The following is a 17,405-nucleotide window of genomic DNA, read 5'->3' on the forward strand; positions in this document are numbered from 1 at the left end:
GGCCCGCGCGCCCCAGCGGCCGATCGTGATCGGCCACCGGGGCGCGAGCGGCTACCGCCCGGAGCACACCCTGGAGGCCTACCGGCTCGCCATCCGCCAGGGCGCCGACTTCATCGAACCGGACCTGGTCTCGACCAAGGACGGCGTCCTGGTCGCGCGGCACGAGAACGAGATCTCCGGTACGACGGACGTGGCCGCCCGCCCCGAGTTCGCCGGCCGCAAGGCGACGAAGACCATCGACGGGGTGATCGTCACCGGCTGGTTCACCGAGGACTTCACGCTGGCCGAGCTGAAGACGCTGCGGGCCAAGGAGCGCCTGCCCCAGGTGCGGGTCGCCAACACCGCGTTCGACGGCAGATTCGAGATCCCGACGTTCCAGGAGGTCATCGACCTGGCGCGGGCCGAGTCGAAGGCCCGTGGCCGGACCATCGGCGTGTACCCGGAGACCAAGCACCCGACCTACTTCGCGTCGATCGGCCGCCCGCTGGAGGAGCCCCTCGTGGCGGTGCTGCGCCGCAACCGGCTCACCCACCGGAACGACCCGGTGTTCGTGCAGAGCTTCGAGACCGCCAACCTGCGCAAGCTCGACAAGATGATCGACGTACGGCTGGTGCAGCTCATGGATGCCGGTGGCGCGCCCTACGACTTCGTCGCGGGCGGCGACAAGCGGACCTACGCGGACCTGGCCACGCCCGCCGGACTGGCCTGGATCTCCCGGTACGCCGACGGCGTGGGCCTGAACAAGAACCTGATCGTGCCCCGGGACTCGGCCGGACGGCTGCTCGCGCCGACAGCGGTGATCCGCGACGCGCACCGGCAGAAGCTGGTGGTGCACGCGTGGACGTTCCGGGCCGAGAACCAGTTCCTGCCCGTGGACTTCCGCATCGGCACCGACCCGAACGCGCGTGGTGACCTCACGTCCGAGTACGAGCTGTTCTTCGACCTGGGACTGGACGGCGTGTTCAGCGACCACCCGGACACGGCGGTGGCCGCCCGAGCGGGCCGCTGACCCTGCTCCCCTGTAACGGGGTGCCCGCCGCTTGCGGCGGGCACCCCGCCGTGCTTTGTCGCGCTCGGCGGCCCCCGAGATCTTGGTACGAAACGGCCCCTCCAAGGGCCATTCCGTACCAAGATCTCCCCCGTGGAGGGGTCGCCTCGCCGATCTTGGACTTATGGCACCTCGCGAAGCGCCTTAATCCGGACATCCTGGGCGCCACAACTCCAAGATCGGCGGTGGCGGGCGGTGGCGGGCGGTGGCGGGCGGGGCTTGTCGTGCGGGGCGGGCGCCACTTCGGGGAAGTGGCTGCTTCCGGGCGGCATGATGCCGCCACCTCGGCGTAGTGGAGTTGATCAGGCCGGTGGTTCGGCTACGTAGGTGCCTCGGCTGGGCTGGCCGGTGATCAGCTCGCGATCGTGCAGCAACGACATCGCACGGTAGGCCGTGTTCATGTGGACGCCGTAGGTCTCGGCCAACTCGCGCGTGGAGGGCAGCCTGTCGCCCGGCTTCAGCTCGCCACTCTTGATCTTTGCGGCGATGTCGTTGGCGATACGGCGGAACGGTGCTTCTGCTGTGGGCATGGTGGGGACTCCGGTTGGTTCGGCGAATCCGATCCTGCCCTACCTGCACAAGTAACTGCAACAAGTTGCCCAGCACGTCGAGAGTGGAGGCTCGCGCATAACCAGATACTGGTGTAGGTTGAGGCGCGTCCGGCTCCGGTTGGTTCGGCAAACCTCGGGAGTCGGACCCGGATTGGGCTCCGGGGTCGTACCGCCGAACGGGCTGCGGTCTCGGGGTCGGCGGCCCGCCCGCGTCCCCTGTCTGCGGGTGGGCCGCCTCCACGGCTCGGTGAGGAGGATCGGCGTGCGTAACGTGCTCAACCTGTTCCAGCCATCCCGGCGACGTGGCAAGGGCGGCCCGCCCAACCAGGGCTGGTACCGCTCGGACTCGTGCCGGCCGCTGAGCGTCGGGCAGATCCGCGAGCGGCGGTTCCGCACCGTGCGGCACGGGCTCGATCCGGCGGAGGTGCACGCCTTCCTCTACCGGGTGGCCGGTGACCTGGCGCTGGCCCGGCGCGACGCGTCCCGGTACGCCGAGGAGAACACGCGCATCAAGGCGGCGCTCAAGAGCTGGCAGTCCCGGTTCACCCCGGGCGCGCAGCGGTGAGCCGGGAGCGGTTCGTCGTACACCTGCCGGTGCTCGCGGCCGACCTCGACGGCGCGCGGGGGTTCGCGCGGGCCATCTGCCGGGCCCTCGGGTTCCTGGCCGACGTGGAGCGCGCCGGGACCACCGTGTCGCGGGAGGACGAGCAGTCCGTACGCCACTGGGTCTGGTGCGACCGGCCGCGCGACGGTGGCCGGCGGTGCGCACGGGCGGCCGACCACAACGGGGACTGCGGCGGGCGGTGACCGGCGCGCGATGGCGTGGGCCGACATTCCCGGCGGGGCGTGCGTGGTGGGTGCGGCCATCCCGGGTCGGCGCGGTTACGTGGCGATGTCCGGCGTTGTAACGTGCGGCCACCCCGTCACGGGGACTTGTGTGCGCCGACCACATAGCCCGTGGGTGACGTCACTTCTAGCGTGAGCCGACAACTGACATTCCCCCTGTCCTCACCTGGAGTCGCAATGACGATCCGGCACACGAGACGGGTGTTCCTTACCGCCGCCACCTCGGTGGCGGTCGCTCTGGCCGCCACGGCCTGTGGCAGCCCGCAGGACACCGCATCCGGCGGCGGCGACGCCGCCCCGGTCAAGGTCGGTCTGGTCTACTCCCAGTCCGGGCCGCTCGCCAGCTACGGCAAGCAGTACATCGAAGGTTTCAAGGCGGGCCTCGACTTCGCCACCAAGGGCACCGGCAAGGTCGGTGACCGCACGATCGAGGTGACCGAGGCCGACGACGCGGGTGACCCGGCCAAGGCCGTGTCCGCCGCGAAGGACCTGATCGGCAAGGGTACGAAGATCATCGCCGGGTCCACCTCCTCCGGGGTGGCGCTCCAGGTGGCGCCGATCGCCGCGCAGAACAAGGTGCTGTTCATCTCCGGTCCGGCCGCCACGGACGCGGTGACCGGCGCGAACAAGTACACGTTCCGTTCCGGCCGGCAGTCCTGGCAGGACGTGGTGACCGCCCGGTCGTTCATCGGTGACGCGGGTGGCAAGAAGGTCGTCGTGTTCGCGCAGGACGGCGCGTTCGGCGACGCCAACGAGGCCGCCGTCAAGGCCGTCATCGGCGGCGCGGGCGCGAACGTCAGCAGCGTCCGGGCCCCGGCCAGCGCCACCGAGTTCACGCCGTTCGCCAGCCAGATCAAGGCCGCCAAGCCGGACCTGCTCTTCGTCGCCTGGGCCGGCACCACCGCCGGCGCCATGTGGCAGACGCTCGACCAGCAGGGCGTCCTCGCCTCCACCACTGTCGTCACCGGCCTGGACATCCGCGCCTCGTGGCCGACGTTCGGCGCGGCCGGCAGCAAGATCTCGTTCCTGTCGCACTACTTCGACGGCGCCAGCGACACCGAGGCCGCCAAGGCCGCGAAGGCGAAGGTGCCGGGCGGCACGCTCGACCTGTTCCACCCGGACGGGTTCGCCGCCGCGCAGATGGTCGTCCGCGCGGTGCAGGAGGGCGGCGACGACGTGGAGAAGATGGTCAAGGCGCTGGAGGGCTGGGAGTTCGAGGGCGTCAAGGGCACCATGAAGATCCGCGCCGAGGACCACGCCCTGCTCCAGCCGATGTACCAGGCCAAGCTCTCCGGCAGCGGCACCACCTTCACGGCGACCGCGCAGAAGTCGCTCACCGGTGACGAGAGCGCGCCGCCGGTCGCGCAGATGAAGGGCTGACCCGTGCTCGCCACCCGCGGTCTGACCTGGCGGATCGGTGAGGTCGCCATCGTCGACTCCGTCTACCTCGATCTGGCGCCGGGGGAGTTCCTCGGCGTGATCGGGCCCAACGGCGCCGGCAAGACCTCCCTGTTCAACCTGATCACCGGCCTGCGCCGGCCCACCGAGGGCACGGTCCTGCTGGACGGCGCGGACATCACCGCGCTTCCGCCGCACCGGCGTGCCCGGCTCGGACTGGGGCGTACCTTCCAGGCGTCCTCGGTCTTCGGCTCGCTGAGCGTGCGGGAGAACGTCCGGCTCGCCGTACAGGCACACCGGGGTGGCTCGATGAAGCTGTGGCGGCGGGCGGCGGCCGACCGGGAGGTGGCCGCCGCCGCCGACGCGGCGCTCGACCGGGTCGGCCTGCACCACAGGGGTACGGCGCTCGCCGGCACCCTGGCCCACGGCGAGAAGCGCAAGCTGGAGATCGCGCTGCTGCTCGCCGGTGAACCCCGGGTGATGCTGCTCGACGAGCCGATGGCCGGGGTGAGCGCCGAGGACGTACCCGAGCTGGTCAGCGTGATCAAGTCGTTGACCGGGGACAGCGGCCGGGCGGTGCTCATGGTGGAACACCACATGGACGTGATCCTGGAGCTGGCCGACCGGATCGCCGTGATGCACCACGGCGCACTGCTGGCGTGCGACACCCCGGACACGGTGATGGCGAACGCCACCGTGCAGGAGGCGTACCTGGGGGAGGCCCTCTGATGACCGAACCTGTCCTGTCCGTGGCGGACCTGTCCGTGCGGATCGCCGGGCTGCACATCCTCCAGGGGGTGTCGTTCGAGGTCGCCCCGACCGGCGTCACGGTGCTGCTCGGGCGCAACGGCGTCGGCAAGACCACCACGCTGCGCGCGATCGTCGGGCTGACGCCGCGCGGCGGCGAGGTGCGCGGCAGCGTACGCATGGGGGCGCGCAGCCTGCTCGCCCGCCCCACCCACCGCCTGGTCCGCGACGGCCTCGGCTACGTGCCGGAGGACCGCTGCGTCTTCGCCGCGCTCACCGTCGCGGAGAACCTGCGGCTTGCCGAACGGCGGGGCGTCACGCCCGCGTACGACAAGGTCTTCGCGCTCTTCCCGGAGCTGGAGCGGCGCGGACGGCAACGGGCCGGCTCGCTGTCCGGCGGGCAGCAGCAGATGCTCGCGATCGGCCGGGTGCTGCTCAACGACAACCGGCTGCTGCTGGTCGACGAGCCGACGAAGGGGCTGGCACCGAAGGTGGTGACCGAGGTGGCCGAGGTGCTGGAACGGGTGGCGGAATCCGTGCCGGTGCTGCTGGTGGAGCAGAACCTGGCGGTGGTACGGCGGCTGGCGACCGACGCGGTGGTGCTCTCCGCAGGCAAGGTCGCCTGGACCGGCGACGCCCAGGAGCTGCTGCTGGAGACGGCGCTGACCAAGTCGCTGCTCGGTGTGGGTTCGGCGGAGGTGCACTCATGAACACAGTGGTCCTGCTGACGCTGACCGGGCTGGGCCTGGCGGCGCTGTACTTCCTCGTGGCCTCCGGCCTGTCCCTCGTGTTCGGCCTCGCCGACGTGCTCAACTTCGCGCACGGGCTGTTCCTCGGCGTGGGCGCGTACGCGACGTGGTGGGCGGCGGGCAACCTGCCCGGTGCCGGCCCGGACGGGTTCGGCTTCGTGCTGGCAGTCGTCTTCGGCGTGCTGGCCGGTTCGCTCGTCGCGGTGCTGGTGGAGCTGGTGCTGATCCGGCCGCTCTACTCCCGCACCATCGAGCAGGTGCTCGTCACCGTCGGCCTGTCGCTGGCCGGGGTGGCGCTGCTCCAGGCCACCTGGGGCGCCGACCCGCGGCCGTTCCCGCGACCGGACTGGAGCCGGGGCGTGACGTCGGTGCTCGGCGCCCAGGTGCCGAACGCCGGGCTGCTGCTGATCGTCGCTGCCGCTGTGGTGCTCGGGGCGCTGCTGGCGTTCCTGCGCTGGACCCGGTACGGCCTGATCATCCGGGCCGGCGTGGAGAACCGGGAGATGGTGACAGCGCTCGGCATCGACGTGCGCAAGGCGTTCACGCTGGTCTTCGCGATCGGCGGGGCCGCCGCCGCGCTGGCCGGTGCGCTCGGCGGCGTCTACTTCGGCACCGTCTCGCCGGGGCAGGGCGGCTCGCTGCTGATCTTCGCGTTCATCGTGGTGGTGATCGGCGGGATGGGCTCGGTGGTCGGGTCCGCGTACGCGGCGGTCGCGGTGGGGCTGCTGCAACAGTTCGTCAACTACTACGGCACGTCCGGGCTGGGCGACCTGTGCGTGGTCGGCCTGCTCGCCGTGGTGCTGCTGCTGCGTCCGCAGGGCCTGGCCGGAAAGGTGGCTCACGCATGACCAACTCGGTGGTCGACGCGCCTCCGGCGCAGGTGCCCGACGAACTGACCCCCGGGCGTTCCCGCTGGCACGGACTGCGCCCGTACCTGCCGTTGGTGGCCCTGGTGGTGGCGGCCGTGCTGCCGTACTCCACACTGCACCTGCCCGGGATCTTCGAGGGGCCGCTGAACTCGCCCGGCACGCTGCAACTGCTCGCCATCTGCCTGGTGTTCGGCGGGCTCGCGGCCGGCTACGACCTGCTGTTCGGGCGTACCGGGATGCTCTCCTTCGGCCACGCCCTCTACTTCGCCGCCGGGGTCTACGGCACCGACATCCTGGTCACCAAGGCCGGGCTGCCGCTGTGGCAGGCCGCCGTGCTCACGGTGATCGGCGGGACCACGCTCGCCGCGCTGCTCGGCGCGGTGGCCCTGCGGACGGTGGGCATCGCGTTCGCCATGGTGACGCTGGCGTTCGCGCAGGTCGGGGCGATCCTGGTGGCCCGCGACTTCGGCGGCCTCACCGGCGGCGAGGAGGGCCTGCCGCTGGACGTGTCCGGGCTGCCGGCGGCGCTGGTGGGCGTCACCAACACGGTGAACCTGTACTGGCTGGCGCTGGCGTACCTGGCGATCGTGGTCCTCGTGGTGCACCGGGTCAGCGCCTCGCCGACCGGGCGGGTGCTCGCCGGGCTGCGCGACGACGAGCGGCGCATCGGGGTGCTCGGGCTCGACCCGTACCGGTTCAAGCTCGTCGCGTTCACGCTGGCCGGCGGTCTCGCGTCGGCCGGCGGGGTGGTCTACGTGCTGATCGTCGGCGGCGCCAGCCCGCACATCACCTCGTCGGAGCTGACGCTGTCGCTGCTGGTCATGGTGGTGCTCGGCGGTCCCGGTACGCGGTGGGGGCCGGTGCTGGGCGGCGTCCTCTACATGTACCTGGACCACCGGCTCACCGCGTTCGGCAGCAGCGACGCGGTGAACGCCCTCCCGGCGTTCCTGAGTCACCCGCTGAGCCAGCCCCTGTTCGTCCTGGGCACGGTCTTCATCCTGGCCGTCTACTTCTTCCCCGGCGGCCTGGCCAGCCTCCGCTCCCGCCTGACCCCCGTCCTGACCGCCTTCCGCCGCCCCCGCTGACCCGCTCCCCACGCCCCGGCGATCATGAAGTTGACGGCACGACACGCCGTGTCCGACCGCGCTAACTTCATGATCGACCGGGGCAAGGTCGTGGCAGGGCCGGGCAGGACGCGCGGAAGGGGAGAGGTCATGGGGGAGCAGGAGCGGGGGCTTGCGGTTGTCAGTGGGGGTGGGACCGGGATCGGGGCTGCGGTGGCGCGTGGGCTCGTCGAGGACGGGTTCGACGTTCTCGCGGTGGGGCGGCGAGGGGACGTGCTCGAAGCCGCCGCGCGGCGGATCGGTGCCGAGAGCGGGCGGGACGGGGCGATCACGCCTGTCGTCGCCGACCTGACCGATCCGGGGCAGGTCGGGGCGGTGGTGGACGCCGTCGGGGAACGGGCCGTGGACGCGGTGGTCAACAACGCCGGCGGTTACCTCGGCGGGTCGACCGACTCGCTCGGCGGGGTGGCGGACTGGTGGCGGGCCAACCTGGACGCCAACGTGCTCACCGCCGTACTGCTCACCGAGGCGCTCCTGCCCGCCCTGCGCCGCCCCGGCGGCCGGGTGGTCCTGCTCAGCTCGATCGCCGCACAGCGCGGTGGCGCCGGGCCGTACTCGGCCGCGAAGGCCGCGCTGCACGGCTGGGCGTACGACCTCGCGGCCCAACTCGGCCCGGAACAGATCACCGTGAACGTGGTCAGCCCCGGCTACGTGGCCGAGACCGAGTTCTTCGGCGACCGGATGACGCCGGAGGGGCACGCCAAGCGGGTCGCCGCCACGCTCGTCGGCCGGGCCGGTGTGCCGGACGACATCGCGGCCGCGGTGCGCTACCTGGTCGGCCCGTCCGCCGGGTACGTCACCGGGCAGGTGCTCGGCGTCAACGGCGGATCGGTACTCGGCCGGTGACATGCGCGAGGGGCGGCGGCCCCCCGTGTGGCCACCGCCCCTCGCGCTCACGTCGTGGTCAGCCGTTGAGCATCTCGTACGCCGACGCCGGCGCCTTCTGCACCTGCGAGCCCGTCGGCGCGCTGATCTTCGGCGCCTTGCCGAAGTCGTAGTACTTGGCGACCAGCTTCATCGCCTTCTGCTTGCCCGCGGCCGGCAGCTCCAGGGTCAGCGAGGTGAGGTTGCCGTCCGGCCCGACCACGGCGGTGAACGGCACCTTCTTCGCCGCGTCACCGAGCGCGGCCACGTCCACCGTGGTGAAGCTCTCGCGGATGTCGGCGTTCGCGGTCAGGTCGGCGAACCCGCCGTACGTGCCGTCGCCCCGGTCCTCGACCGTCTCCGCGGTCCGGATGACGGCGGCCGTGTTGGCCGGGTCGGCGTTCTGGTAGACCGGCACGTCGGAGGCGTCGTCGAGCTTGGTGCGGTCCAGGAGCATCCAGCGCTTGGGCAGCTTCATCATGTCCTGCAGGCCGGCCATGCCGGTGATCTTGACCCGCATCCAGATGTCCTCCTCGATCACGCGGAAGGTCATCGCCATGGTGAACTCGGGGTCCTGGCTCTTCTCCGACATGGACAACTCGAGGCCGCGCGTCGCCGGGTCGACCACCCCGTCGAACTTGTCCGCGCCCTCGATGGTGGAGAACCGGAAGGCCGGGTCCTTCTCGTCCGGCACGGCGGCCAGCAGCGCGGCCTTCGGGTCGGCCGACGGGCTCGGCGCCGGTCCGGCGCTCTCGGCGGCGTCCCCGGTCCCGCACCCGGCGGACAGGACGGTGGTGGCCAGCACGGCCGTCGCGAGAGCCGCGATCCGCCGGAGGCTGCCGGCGGAACCGATTCGCTGCGTCATGGTGTTCGACTCACTTTCCCAGGTGATTGTTGCCGGGTAAGTATCGTCAGACGTCACGGCGGCCTCGCTGCCGATATGCTGCCGTCCGACTGCCGTCGGCCACCGTGGGCGACGGCAGCCGACACGGGGGCGGAAACTCGCATGTCAGAGGCGCTGCGCTTCGAAATTCTCGGCCCGCAGCGGGCCTGGTACGCCGACCGTCAGATCGATCTGGGCCCGGCGAAGCAGCGGGCGGTGCTGGCCGTGCTGCTGCTCGCCGCCGGCCGGCCCGTACCGAGCGGGCAGATCGTCGAGGCGGTCTGGCCGGACGAGGCACCGGTGAACGGCCTCAACGTGGTGCAGAAGCACGTGGCCGGTCTGCGCCGGGTGCTGGAACCGGACCGGTCGCCGCGTACGCCGGCCCGGGTGCTCACCCTCACCGACGCCGGCTACCTGCTGCAGGTGCCGCCCGAGGCGGTGGACGCGGTGCGCTTCGAGCGCGGCGTGCGGCGTGCGCGGTCGGCGCAGGTGGCCGGGCGTACGGAGGAGGCGCTCGCCGAGGTGAGCGCCGCGCTGGACCTGTGGCAGGGGGAGCCGTTCACCGGGTTCGCCGGGCCGTACTTCGACGCGGCCCGGCACCGGCTGGTGGAGATGCGCGCGGTCGCCCTGGAGACGCGTGTCGACCTGGAGCTGGCCGACGGGCGGCACGGCGAGCTGGTCGGCCGGCTGGTCGAGCTGGTCGCCGAGTTCCCGGTCCGGGAGCGGCTGCGCCACCAGCTCATGCTGGCGCTGCACCGCAGCGGACGGCAGGCCGAGGCGCTGGCCGCCTACCGCGACTACGCCGGGCTGCTCCGCGACGAGTACGGCATCGAGCCGGGCGAGCCGCTCCAGGATCTGCACCGGCGCATCCTGCGCGCCGACCCGGACCTCCTGGCTCAGGCGCCGCGTCGTCCGGCCGGACCCGGCGAGAGGTGGGCGGGCGGCCCGGAGCCGTTTCCGGCCCCCGCCGAGGCACCGGCCCGGCCGCTGCCCACCGGCCCGGCCGAGAGCCCGCCCCAGCCCACCGCACCGGCCCAGCCCACCGCGCCGGCCCAGCCCACCGCGCCGGCCCAGCCCACGGTCTCGGCTCAGCTCACCGTTCCGGTGCAGTTCACCGTCTCGGCGCAGCCGGGTGGTCCGTTTCCGCCGCCACCGCCCGGTGAGTCGCCGACCGGCCTGCCGCCCTGGGTCTCGCCCCCTGTCGCGCCGCTTATCGGCCCCGTGCCGCCGTCCCGGCGTCCATCCGGTGTGCCCGGCTGGTTGAGCGTCGTCGCGACTGTGGGGGGCGCGCTCGTCGCCCTGTTCTCGTTCGGCATGCTCACGTGGCTGGTGGTGCTGCTCTACGGGGTCTGGCGCCGGGGCTGGGGCAGCGTCGCCGCCGCGATCTACTACCTGGCCGTGGCCGTGACGTTCGTGGTGGTCCTGGGCAGCAGCGAGACCGAGGAGGTCAGCGGACCCGAGGCCACCCTGATAGTGATCTGGCTGACCACCTGGGCGGCGGGCGTCCCGCACGTGGTGCTGCTCAACGGCCGGCTGCTCACCTGGTTGCGCGGCCTCTGGCGTGGGCGGCCCTACGCCGACCGCAACCGGCTGCGCCGGGAGTACGCCCGTTACCTGCTCTACCAGTACCCGTCGGCCCGGGACGACCTGCGCATCGGGCGCCCCGACCTGCCCCGCGCGTACGACGACGGCGGACTGGTGGACGTCAACTCGGTGCCCGACCAGGTGATCGCCGGGCTGCCGGGACTGACCCGGTCGCAGGCGCAGCACGTGGTGGTCGACCGGCGGATGCGTGGCCCGTACACGTCGATGGAGGAGCTGGCCGCACGGTGCCTGCTGCCGGCGGCGGCGACGGACTCGCTGCGCGAGCTGCTGATCTTCCTGCCACCCGCACCGACGCCCACGCCGACGCCCGTACCGGCGCCCACGTCGCCGTCCGGCCCGCCGGAGTCGTCCGCCCTCCCTGGTAGAAATGCCGGATGAGCCAGGATCGGATGGCCGTACGGGAGCGCGCCGAGGCGGTGCTGCGGCGGCTGGCGGGTGACCACGCCCGGCTGCGCGAGGACCAGTGGCGGGCCATCGAGGCGCTGGTGGTCGACCGGCGGCGGGTGCTCTGCGTGCAGCGCACCGGCTGGGGCAAGTCGGCCGTCTACTTCGTGGCGACCGCGCTGCTGCGTGAGGGGAACCAGCACGGGCCGACGGTGATCGTCTCGCCGCTGCTGGCGCTGATGCGCAACCAGGTCGAGTCCGCTGCCCGGGCCGGCATCCGGGCCCGGACCATCAACTCGGCGAACCTGGACGAATGGGACGAGATCACCGCCGAGATCCACGCCGGTGCCGTCGACGTGCTGCTGATCAGCCCGGAGCGCCTGAACAACCCGGACTTCCGTGACGGCGTACTGCCGAAGCTCGCCGCCACCACCGGGCTGCTCGTGGTCGACGAGGCGCACTGCGTCTCCGACTGGGGGCACGACTTCCGCCCCGACTACCGGCGGCTGCGCACGTTCCTGGCCAACCTGCCCGAACGCACGCCGGTGCTCGCCACCACCGCCACCGCCAACGCCCGCGTCACGCAGGACGTGGCCGAGCAGCTCGGCGACGCCCTGGTGCTGCGCGGCACGCTCGACCGGGAGTCGCTGCGCCTCGGCGTACTCGATCTGCCGAGCCCGGCCCACCGCCTGGCCTGGCTGGCCGACCACCTGGACCGGCTCCCCGGCTCGGGGATCGTCTACACGCTCACCGTCGCGGCGGCCACCGAGACGGCCGACTTCCTGCGCGGCCGGGGCTGGTCGGTCGCCTCCTACACCGGGCAGGCCGAGGACGCCGACCGGCGGGCCGCCGAGCAGGACCTGCTGGACAACAAGATCAAGGCGCTGGTCGCCACCAGCGCGCTCGGCATGGGCTTCGACAAGCCCGACCTGGGCTTCGTCGTGCACCTGGGCGCGCCGCCCTCGCCGATCGCCTACTACCAGCAGGTCGGCCGCGCCGGCCGGGCCGTCGAGCACGCCGAGGTGCTGCTGCTGCCGGGCGTGGAGGACGCGGCGATCTGGCGATACTTCGCCTCGCTCGCCTTCCCGCCCGAGGAGCAGGTCCGGGCCGTGCTCGCCGCGCTGGACACCGAGCGGCCGGTCTCCACCCAGGCCCTCGAACCGGTGGTCGACCTGCGCCGGGCCCGGCTGGAGCTGATGCTCAAGGTGCTCGACGTGGACGGCGCGGTCCGCCGGGTGCGCGGTGGCTGGCTCGCCACCGGCGAGCCCTGGGTCTACGACGAGGCCCGGTTGCGGCGCGTCGCCGACGCGCGCGCCGCCGAGCAGCGGGCCATGCGGGAGTACGCCTCGACGTCCGGCTGCCGGATGCGCTACCTGCGGGAAGGGCTGGACGACACCGGGGCGCAGGACTGCGGGCGGTGCGACAACTGCGCCGGCCCGCTGTTCGACGCCACCGTCTCCGACCAGGCGCTGACCGCGGCGCAGACGTTCCTCGGGCGCCCCGGCGTGCCGATCCCGCCCAAGAAGCTCTGGCCCACCGGGTTGGAGGCGGTCGGCGTACCCCTGAAGGGCCGAATCCCCCCGGCGGAGCAGGCGCTGCCCGGCCGGGCCGTGGGGCGCCTGTCCGACCTGGGCTGGGGCGGGCGGCTGCGCGGGCTGGTCGGGCCGGAGGCGCCGGACGGCCCGGTGCCCGACGACGTGGTGGCCGCCGTGGTCGAGGTGCTGAAGGCGTGGGCGCACGGCGACGACCCGTGGCCCCGGCGGCCGGTGGGCGTGGTCGCGGTCGGCTCCCGGACGCGACCGGTGCTTGTCGGCTCGCTGGCCGAGCGGATCGCCGCCGTGGGCCGGCTGCCGCTGCTCGGCCACGTCGTCCCGGCCGGGCCTGGCGGCGGCGGGCCGCGCGGCAACAGCGCCCAGCGGGTACGCGCGCTGCACGACGCCTTCCACCTGCCCGACGAGCTGGCCGGCGCGCTGGCCGGGCTGGACGGGCCGGTGCTGCTGGTGGACGACCTGGTCGACTCGGGCTGGACGATGGGCATGGCGGCGCGGCTGCTGCGCCGGGCCGGCGCGCCGGACGTGCTGCCGCTGGCGCTCGCGGTGGCCGGCTGACCGGTCCGGCCGCGGGTGGGTTCCCGGCGGTGCGTGGCGGGTTCCCGGCCGGCGCGGAAAGTTCCCTGGCCGGCCGGAATGCGAGCGTCACCACCGTCGGCGGACCGTCGTCGGGCCCGCACCCGGGCGGCGGTACCGTGGGGTCATGACCGAGCAGCGACCCGTCGTCCAGACGTACACCGTGACCGGGATGACCTGCGGACACTGCGTCAAGGCGGTGACCGAGGAGCTGTCCGCGCTGCCCGGCGTCGACGAGGTCCGGATCGATCTGACGAGCGGCACCGCGACTGTCACCAGCGCGGCGCCGCTGCCCGTCGAGTCCGTGCGTGCCGCTGTGGACGAGGCGGGTTACGAGCTGGTCGGCGGCGGTGCCTGAGTCGTCGTCCGTCACGTCCGGCACCGGCGTCGTCCCCGACGACTCCGAGGCCGGTTCCGACGCTCCCGCTGCGCAGCCCGGGGACGCGGCGTTGGCCGGGAACGGCGCGAGTGGGTCGGCCAGGGAGGCCGGGCCCGTCGCCGTCGACCGGGAGACGCTGCGGCTGGCCCTGGTGGTGGGCGGCCTGGTGCTCGCCGTGCTGCTCGGCTTCGGTCTCGGGCGGATGAACGCGCCGGCCGACCCGGCCCGGCCCGCCGGCGCCACGGCCGGGGTCGCCACGGGCGGCGCAGACGGCGGCGTGCACGCCCACTCACCCGGCACCGGCGCCCACACGCACGACGGCGCCACGGTCACCCAGGGCGGCGGCGACGGCGCGACCGGGCTGTCGATCACCTCGGCCGGCTACACGCTGGTGCCGTCGACCGAGCTGGTCGCGGACCGCGCCGGTGAGCTGCGCTTCCAGATTCGCGACGACCAGCGCCGGGCGGTCACCCGGTTCGCCGTCGTGCACGACAAGCCGATGCACGTGATCATGGTCCGGCGTGACCTCAGCGGCTACCGGCACCTGCACCCGACGATGGCCGCCGACGGCACCTGGTCGGTCCCGATCACGGCGCCGGACGCGGGCCCCTGGCGGATGTACGCGGACTTCACCGCGGTGGCCGACGACGGCCGCCAGGTCGCCGTGGTGCTCGGCGCCGACCTGACCGCGTCCGGCGCGTACCGGCCCCGGCCGCTGCCCGCCGCCGCCACGTCGGCCACCGTCGACGGATTCACCGCCGGGTACGCGGGCACGCCGGAGGTGGGGAAGTCGGTGCCGCTGCGGTTCCGGGTCACCGGCGCGGACGGCGCGGCGGCGGCGCTGGAGCCGTACCTCGGGGCGTACGGGCACCTGGTGGCGTTGCGCGAGGGCGACCTGGGTTACCTGCACGTGCACCCGGAGCCGGTGCGCGACGGCGACGACGTGACGTTCTGGCTCACCGCGCCGGGGCCGGGTAGCTACCGGATGTTCCTGGACTTCCAGGTCGGCGGCGTGGTGCGGACCGCCGAGTTCACGCTGACAGTGGCCTGAGCCCCGTCGCCCGCCCGGCGCTCAGCCGGCCCGGCGGACCGGGCGGCGGGCCAGGTAGCGGAGCAGATCGCGGATGTGGTGCTTCTCCTCGGCGGGCACGTTCGGGTCGGCGAGCCGATCCAGGATGACCCGTACGTCGGCCTCCACCGGGCCGTCCTCGGCACCCCGGCGGCGGGGCACCGGCCCGGCGTCGGGCAGGCCCAGCGCGCGGAACGCCGCAGCCACGGGCAGGTCGAGGGCGGCGCAGAAGCCGCGGACCTTCGCGAGTTCGGGGTAGTCCTGCCAGTCGCCGGCCAGCCAGCGGAACACAGTGGAACGGCCGACGCCGGTGTGGGTGGCGAGGTCGGTCACCGTCCAGCCGCGCTCCTCGCGCGCGGCGTCGATGGCCCGGCGTACGAAGCGCGCGAAGGCCATCTGTGGCGAAACGTCTGCGGAACCCATCCCTGGTGGATCTGTCCCCCTCCTCCGGTGGCCCGGCTCGCGCCCCGAGCCTAGTACGCCGGGCCGGAGAAGTAACTGACTGATCGGTCCGGAGGTCCCGCCGGCGAGACTCGACGACTGCGGAAGCCTGCTTCGGGTAATGCGCTTCGGGTAATAGGCTGAGGAAACCCTGGGAAACGATGGAGGAGAAGCATGGCCGAGCCGGACCGTTCCGTATCGCATCGCCCCGGCGCGGTGAGCCTCTTCTTCGTGGCCAAGGCCGCGTTGTTCGCTCTCGGCTTCTGGATCTGGCTGCTGGTGCTCGCGGTACGCGGAGGCGACGCGACCGGCGTACACCTGATCGCCGCGACCGGCGCGATCTGCACCACGCTGGCCGCGGTGGTGCTCGGGGCGCGGATGGCGTTGCAGCGCAACGCCGCCCTCCGGCACGCCGAGCTGAAGCGGATGCTGGTGGACATCTCGTGGAACGCCTTCGCCGCCGCCGGCAACGCCGAGCATGCCGGGAAGGTGGTGCCGTTCCCGAGCGCGTCGCACGACGGCGAGCGGGCATCGAACCGCGGTGAGCGGGTGTCGGTGCTGGACCGGGGCGACCGCAACCGGGGCGAGCGCGGGCGGTAGGACCGCCGCGCTCGGCGCTCCTCAGCGCGCGCCTCGGCTCAGCGCTCCTCGGCCAGCAGCGTCTCCAGCCGGGGCGTGACACCCCACTGGCCGACCAGGTCGCGATACTCGGCGCGCTGCCCGTCGGCGGGCGCGCCCGCCGTCCGCCGTGCCCGGATGAGCAGGTTACGCGGCGTGTGCCGGGAGTCGACGAACTCCACCACCTCGGCGCGGTAGCCGTGCAGGCGCAGCAGCGCGGCCCGCAGCGAGTCGGTGAGCACGTCGGCGAACCGCTCCCGCAGGATGCCCTGGCGGGTCAGCAGCTCGTACGGCGCGGGCGCCCGACCGGCCCGGAGCTGGGCGGCCAGGTCGTGGTGGCAGCAGGGCGCGGCGAGCACCCAGCGGGCGCCCCAGCGCACCGCCCGGGCCAGCGCCTCGTCGGTGGCGGTGTCGCAGGCGTGCAGCGCCAGCACGAGGTCGGGCGCCGGGTCGACGGGCGCCTCGGCGATCGTGCCGGCCACGAAGCCGACCCGGTCGGCCCAGCCCAGCCGCTCGGCCAGCTCGGTGTTGCGGCGGCGCTGGTCCTCGCGCACGTCCACCCCGACGAGCGTCACGTCCAGGCCGCGCTGCACCAGATAGCGGTAGGCGGCGAAGGTCAGGTACGCGTTGCCGCAGCCCAGGTCCACCACCCGCAGCGGGCCGGTGAGGTCGTCGGGCAGCGTGGCCGCCAGTGCGCGCAGGAACGCGTCGACCTGGCGGCGCTTGGCGGCCGAGCCGCCGATCTCCCGGAACAGGGGGTCGCCGGGGTCGAGCAGCCACTCCTTGGCCCGGTCGTGCCCGCCCGGCTCGGCGGCCGGACGGCTGGCCGCCGCGCGGTGCACCTGCGCCTCGCCGGACTTGGTCACCCGGAGCTGGAGCGTCGCGTCGGCTGTCTCGACGTGCCAGTTGCCGAACGGCTCGGCGAGCAGTTCGTCTACCGCCGCGCCGGCCTCCGTGCCCGGTGCCACGTTGCGGGTGTGCGGCCGTGATCCGTCGGAGACGGCGATCTGCAACCGGGGGCCGGCCTTCAGCGTGACCGGGCGCAGCTCCGCGCGTACCACCGAGGGACGCTGCCCACGACGGCGCCCGGCGGCGACCGCGCGGGTCAGCCCCGGCGCGAGCAGCAGCGCCCGCACCTCGGCGAGCGCCGAGTCCAGCGCTTCCGGCATCAGTACCTACCTTTCCTGGCCCCACCGCCGTCCGCCCGGGGGCGCCCGGCCCGGCGATCATGAAGTTGACGGCGCGACACGCCGCGCGCGCCACCGCCAACCTCATGATCGTCGCAGTGAGGGAGTGGGCGGGGGAGGGGGAGGGGCGGGCGGGGATGGGGACGGCCTCCGGGACCGGGGTCCGGGAGGCCGTTTCCGTGGTGTTCGTCAGTCGGCGTTGGTGGCCTCGGCGGGCGCGCCGGTGCTGCCGCTGCGGCGACGGCGGCGACGACGCGGCTTGCTCGCCGCCTCACCCTCCGCGGCCTGCGGTGCGGCGGCGGTCTCGGCCGCGCCCTCGGTGCCGATCACCGCGGTCGGCTCACCGGCCACCGTCTCGCCGGCCCGGCGGCGACGACGCCGACGCGGCGTACGCGGGGCCTCGTCGTCCCCGGCGTCGGCCTGCGCGGAGGGCGAACCGGCGGACGAACCGCCCTCGCCGCCCCGGCCACGACCGCGGTCGCGGTCGCCGCGCTCGCGGCCCCGGCTGTCGCCGCGC

At 73.6% G+C, this 17,405-nt stretch carries 18 protein-coding genes and 1 pseudogene; 14 read left to right on the forward strand and 5 right to left on the reverse strand.

Going from position 1 to position 17,405, the window contains the following annotated elements; translation table 11 throughout:
* Positions 1-1,009 (forward strand): glycerophosphodiester phosphodiesterase (locus AC2CHG_RS22275; protein WP_484525493.1); only part of this gene is annotated, 1,009 nt, incomplete at its 5' end.
* A gap of 341 nt (positions 1,010-1,350) precedes the next feature.
* Here the strand turns inward: AC2CHG_RS22275 and AC2CHG_RS22280 are convergent.
* Positions 1,351-1,578 carry a GntR family transcriptional regulator gene (locus AC2CHG_RS22280; RefSeq protein ID WP_484525494.1) on the reverse strand — a complete coding sequence of 76 codons (228 nt, stop codon included), beginning with the start codon at positions 1,576-1,578 and terminating at the stop codon, positions 1,351-1,353.
* Positions 1,579-1,861: 283 nt separating this feature from the next.
* Here AC2CHG_RS22280 and AC2CHG_RS22285 point away from each other — a divergent pair, with 283 nt between their 5' ends.
* The 8 genes from AC2CHG_RS22285 to AC2CHG_RS22320 all read left to right on the forward strand — a co-directional run bounded on the left by AC2CHG_RS22285 (position 1,862) and on the right by AC2CHG_RS22320 (position 8,178).
* On the forward strand, positions 1,862-2,164 hold the full coding sequence (locus tag AC2CHG_RS22285) for a DivIVA domain-containing protein (RefSeq protein ID WP_281600111.1): 303 nt from the start codon (positions 1,862-1,864) through the stop codon (positions 2,162-2,164).
* Positions 2,161-2,406: a hypothetical protein gene (locus AC2CHG_RS22290; protein ID WP_484525495.1), complete on the forward strand. Its 246-nt coding sequence runs from the start codon at positions 2,161-2,163 to the stop codon at positions 2,404-2,406. The genes AC2CHG_RS22285 and AC2CHG_RS22290 overlap by 4 nt, the downstream gene beginning before the upstream one ends.
* A 216-nt stretch (positions 2,407-2,622) precedes the next feature.
* Positions 2,623-3,825: a substrate-binding domain-containing protein gene (locus AC2CHG_RS22295; protein WP_262013138.1), complete on the forward strand. Its 1,203-nt coding sequence runs from the start codon at positions 2,623-2,625 to the stop codon at positions 3,823-3,825.
* A 3-nt stretch (positions 3,826-3,828) separates the two neighbouring features.
* The gene (locus tag AC2CHG_RS22300; RefSeq protein WP_013288706.1) at positions 3,829-4,572 is read left to right on the forward strand and encodes an ABC transporter ATP-binding protein; all 744 of its coding nucleotides are present in this window, start codon (positions 3,829-3,831) and stop codon (positions 4,570-4,572) included.
* Positions 4,572-5,300: an ABC transporter ATP-binding protein gene (locus AC2CHG_RS22305; RefSeq protein ID WP_120573026.1), complete on the forward strand. Its 729-nt coding sequence runs from the start codon at positions 4,572-4,574 to the stop codon at positions 5,298-5,300. The genes AC2CHG_RS22300 and AC2CHG_RS22305 overlap by 1 nt, the downstream gene beginning before the upstream one ends.
* Entirely contained in the window at positions 5,297-6,187 is an 891-nt protein-coding gene (locus AC2CHG_RS22310) for a branched-chain amino acid ABC transporter permease (RefSeq protein WP_013288704.1), read from the forward strand. Before AC2CHG_RS22305 ends, AC2CHG_RS22310 begins: the two co-directional genes overlap by 4 nt.
* Positions 6,184-7,293, forward strand: a complete 1,110-nt coding sequence (locus AC2CHG_RS22315) for a branched-chain amino acid ABC transporter permease (RefSeq protein WP_402807901.1) — start codon at positions 6,184-6,186, stop codon at positions 7,291-7,293. Before AC2CHG_RS22310 ends, AC2CHG_RS22315 begins: the two co-directional genes overlap by 4 nt.
* Positions 7,294-7,422: 129 nt before the next feature.
* The gene (locus tag AC2CHG_RS22320) at positions 7,423-8,178 is read left to right on the forward strand and encodes an SDR family NAD(P)-dependent oxidoreductase (protein WP_484525496.1); all 756 of its coding nucleotides are present in this window, start codon (positions 7,423-7,425) and stop codon (positions 8,176-8,178) included.
* A gap of 58 nt (positions 8,179-8,236) precedes the next feature.
* Here AC2CHG_RS22320 and AC2CHG_RS22325 read toward each other — a convergent pair whose 3' ends face one another.
* Positions 8,237-9,061, reverse strand: a complete 825-nt coding sequence (locus AC2CHG_RS22325; protein WP_402807897.1) for a hypothetical protein — start codon at positions 9,059-9,061, stop codon at positions 8,237-8,239.
* Between the two features lie 141 nt (positions 9,062-9,202).
* On the opposite strand from AC2CHG_RS22325, the gene AC2CHG_RS22330 reads away from it, so the two are divergent.
* The 4 genes from AC2CHG_RS22330 (at position 9,203) to AC2CHG_RS22345 (ending at position 14,624) form a co-directional block, all read left to right on the forward strand.
* Positions 9,203-11,062: an AfsR/SARP family transcriptional regulator gene (locus tag AC2CHG_RS22330; protein ID WP_484525497.1), complete on the forward strand. Its 1,860-nt coding sequence runs from the start codon at positions 9,203-9,205 to the stop codon at positions 11,060-11,062.
* Positions 11,059-13,176 carry a RecQ family ATP-dependent DNA helicase gene (locus tag AC2CHG_RS22335; RefSeq protein WP_262013133.1) on the forward strand — a complete coding sequence of 706 codons (2,118 nt, stop codon included), beginning with the start codon at positions 11,059-11,061 and terminating at the stop codon, positions 13,174-13,176. The genes AC2CHG_RS22330 and AC2CHG_RS22335 overlap by 4 nt, the downstream gene beginning before the upstream one ends.
* 145 nt (positions 13,177-13,321) lie before the next feature.
* Positions 13,322-13,552: a heavy-metal-associated domain-containing protein gene (locus AC2CHG_RS22340; protein WP_013288699.1), complete on the forward strand. Its 231-nt coding sequence runs from the start codon at positions 13,322-13,324 to the stop codon at positions 13,550-13,552.
* On the forward strand, positions 13,545-14,624 hold the full coding sequence (locus AC2CHG_RS22345; protein WP_484525498.1) for a hypothetical protein: 1,080 nt from the start codon (positions 13,545-13,547) through the stop codon (positions 14,622-14,624). The genes AC2CHG_RS22340 and AC2CHG_RS22345 overlap by 8 nt, the downstream gene beginning before the upstream one ends.
* Positions 14,625-14,645: 21 nt before the next feature.
* On the opposite strand, the gene AC2CHG_RS22350 is transcribed toward AC2CHG_RS22345, so the two are convergent.
* The gene (locus tag AC2CHG_RS22350) at positions 14,646-15,065 is read right to left on the reverse strand and encodes a helix-turn-helix domain-containing protein (RefSeq protein WP_026268433.1); all 420 of its coding nucleotides are present in this window, start codon (positions 15,063-15,065) and stop codon (positions 14,646-14,648) included.
* A 192-nt stretch (positions 15,066-15,257) separates the two neighbouring features.
* Between AC2CHG_RS22350 and AC2CHG_RS22355 the strand changes: the two genes are divergently transcribed.
* Positions 15,258-15,683, forward strand: coding sequence for a hypothetical protein (locus AC2CHG_RS22355; RefSeq protein ID WP_262013131.1), 426 nt, complete (start codon positions 15,258-15,260; stop codon positions 15,681-15,683).
* A gap of 38 nt (positions 15,684-15,721) precedes the next feature.
* Here the strand turns inward: AC2CHG_RS22355 and AC2CHG_RS22360 are convergent, their stop codons facing one another.
* Both AC2CHG_RS22360 and AC2CHG_RS22365 read right to left on the reverse strand, forming a co-directional pair.
* Positions 15,722-16,870 carry a class I SAM-dependent methyltransferase gene (locus AC2CHG_RS22360; RefSeq protein WP_262013130.1) on the reverse strand — a complete coding sequence of 383 codons (1,149 nt, stop codon included), beginning with the start codon at positions 16,868-16,870 and terminating at the stop codon, positions 15,722-15,724.
* 207 nt (positions 16,871-17,077) lie between these two features.
* Positions 17,078-17,405: pseudogene (locus AC2CHG_RS22365) on the reverse strand (DEAD/DEAH box helicase); the annotation flags it as partial.

The sequence above is a fragment of the Micromonospora sp. ATLC20 genome, from assembly GCF_057196585.1.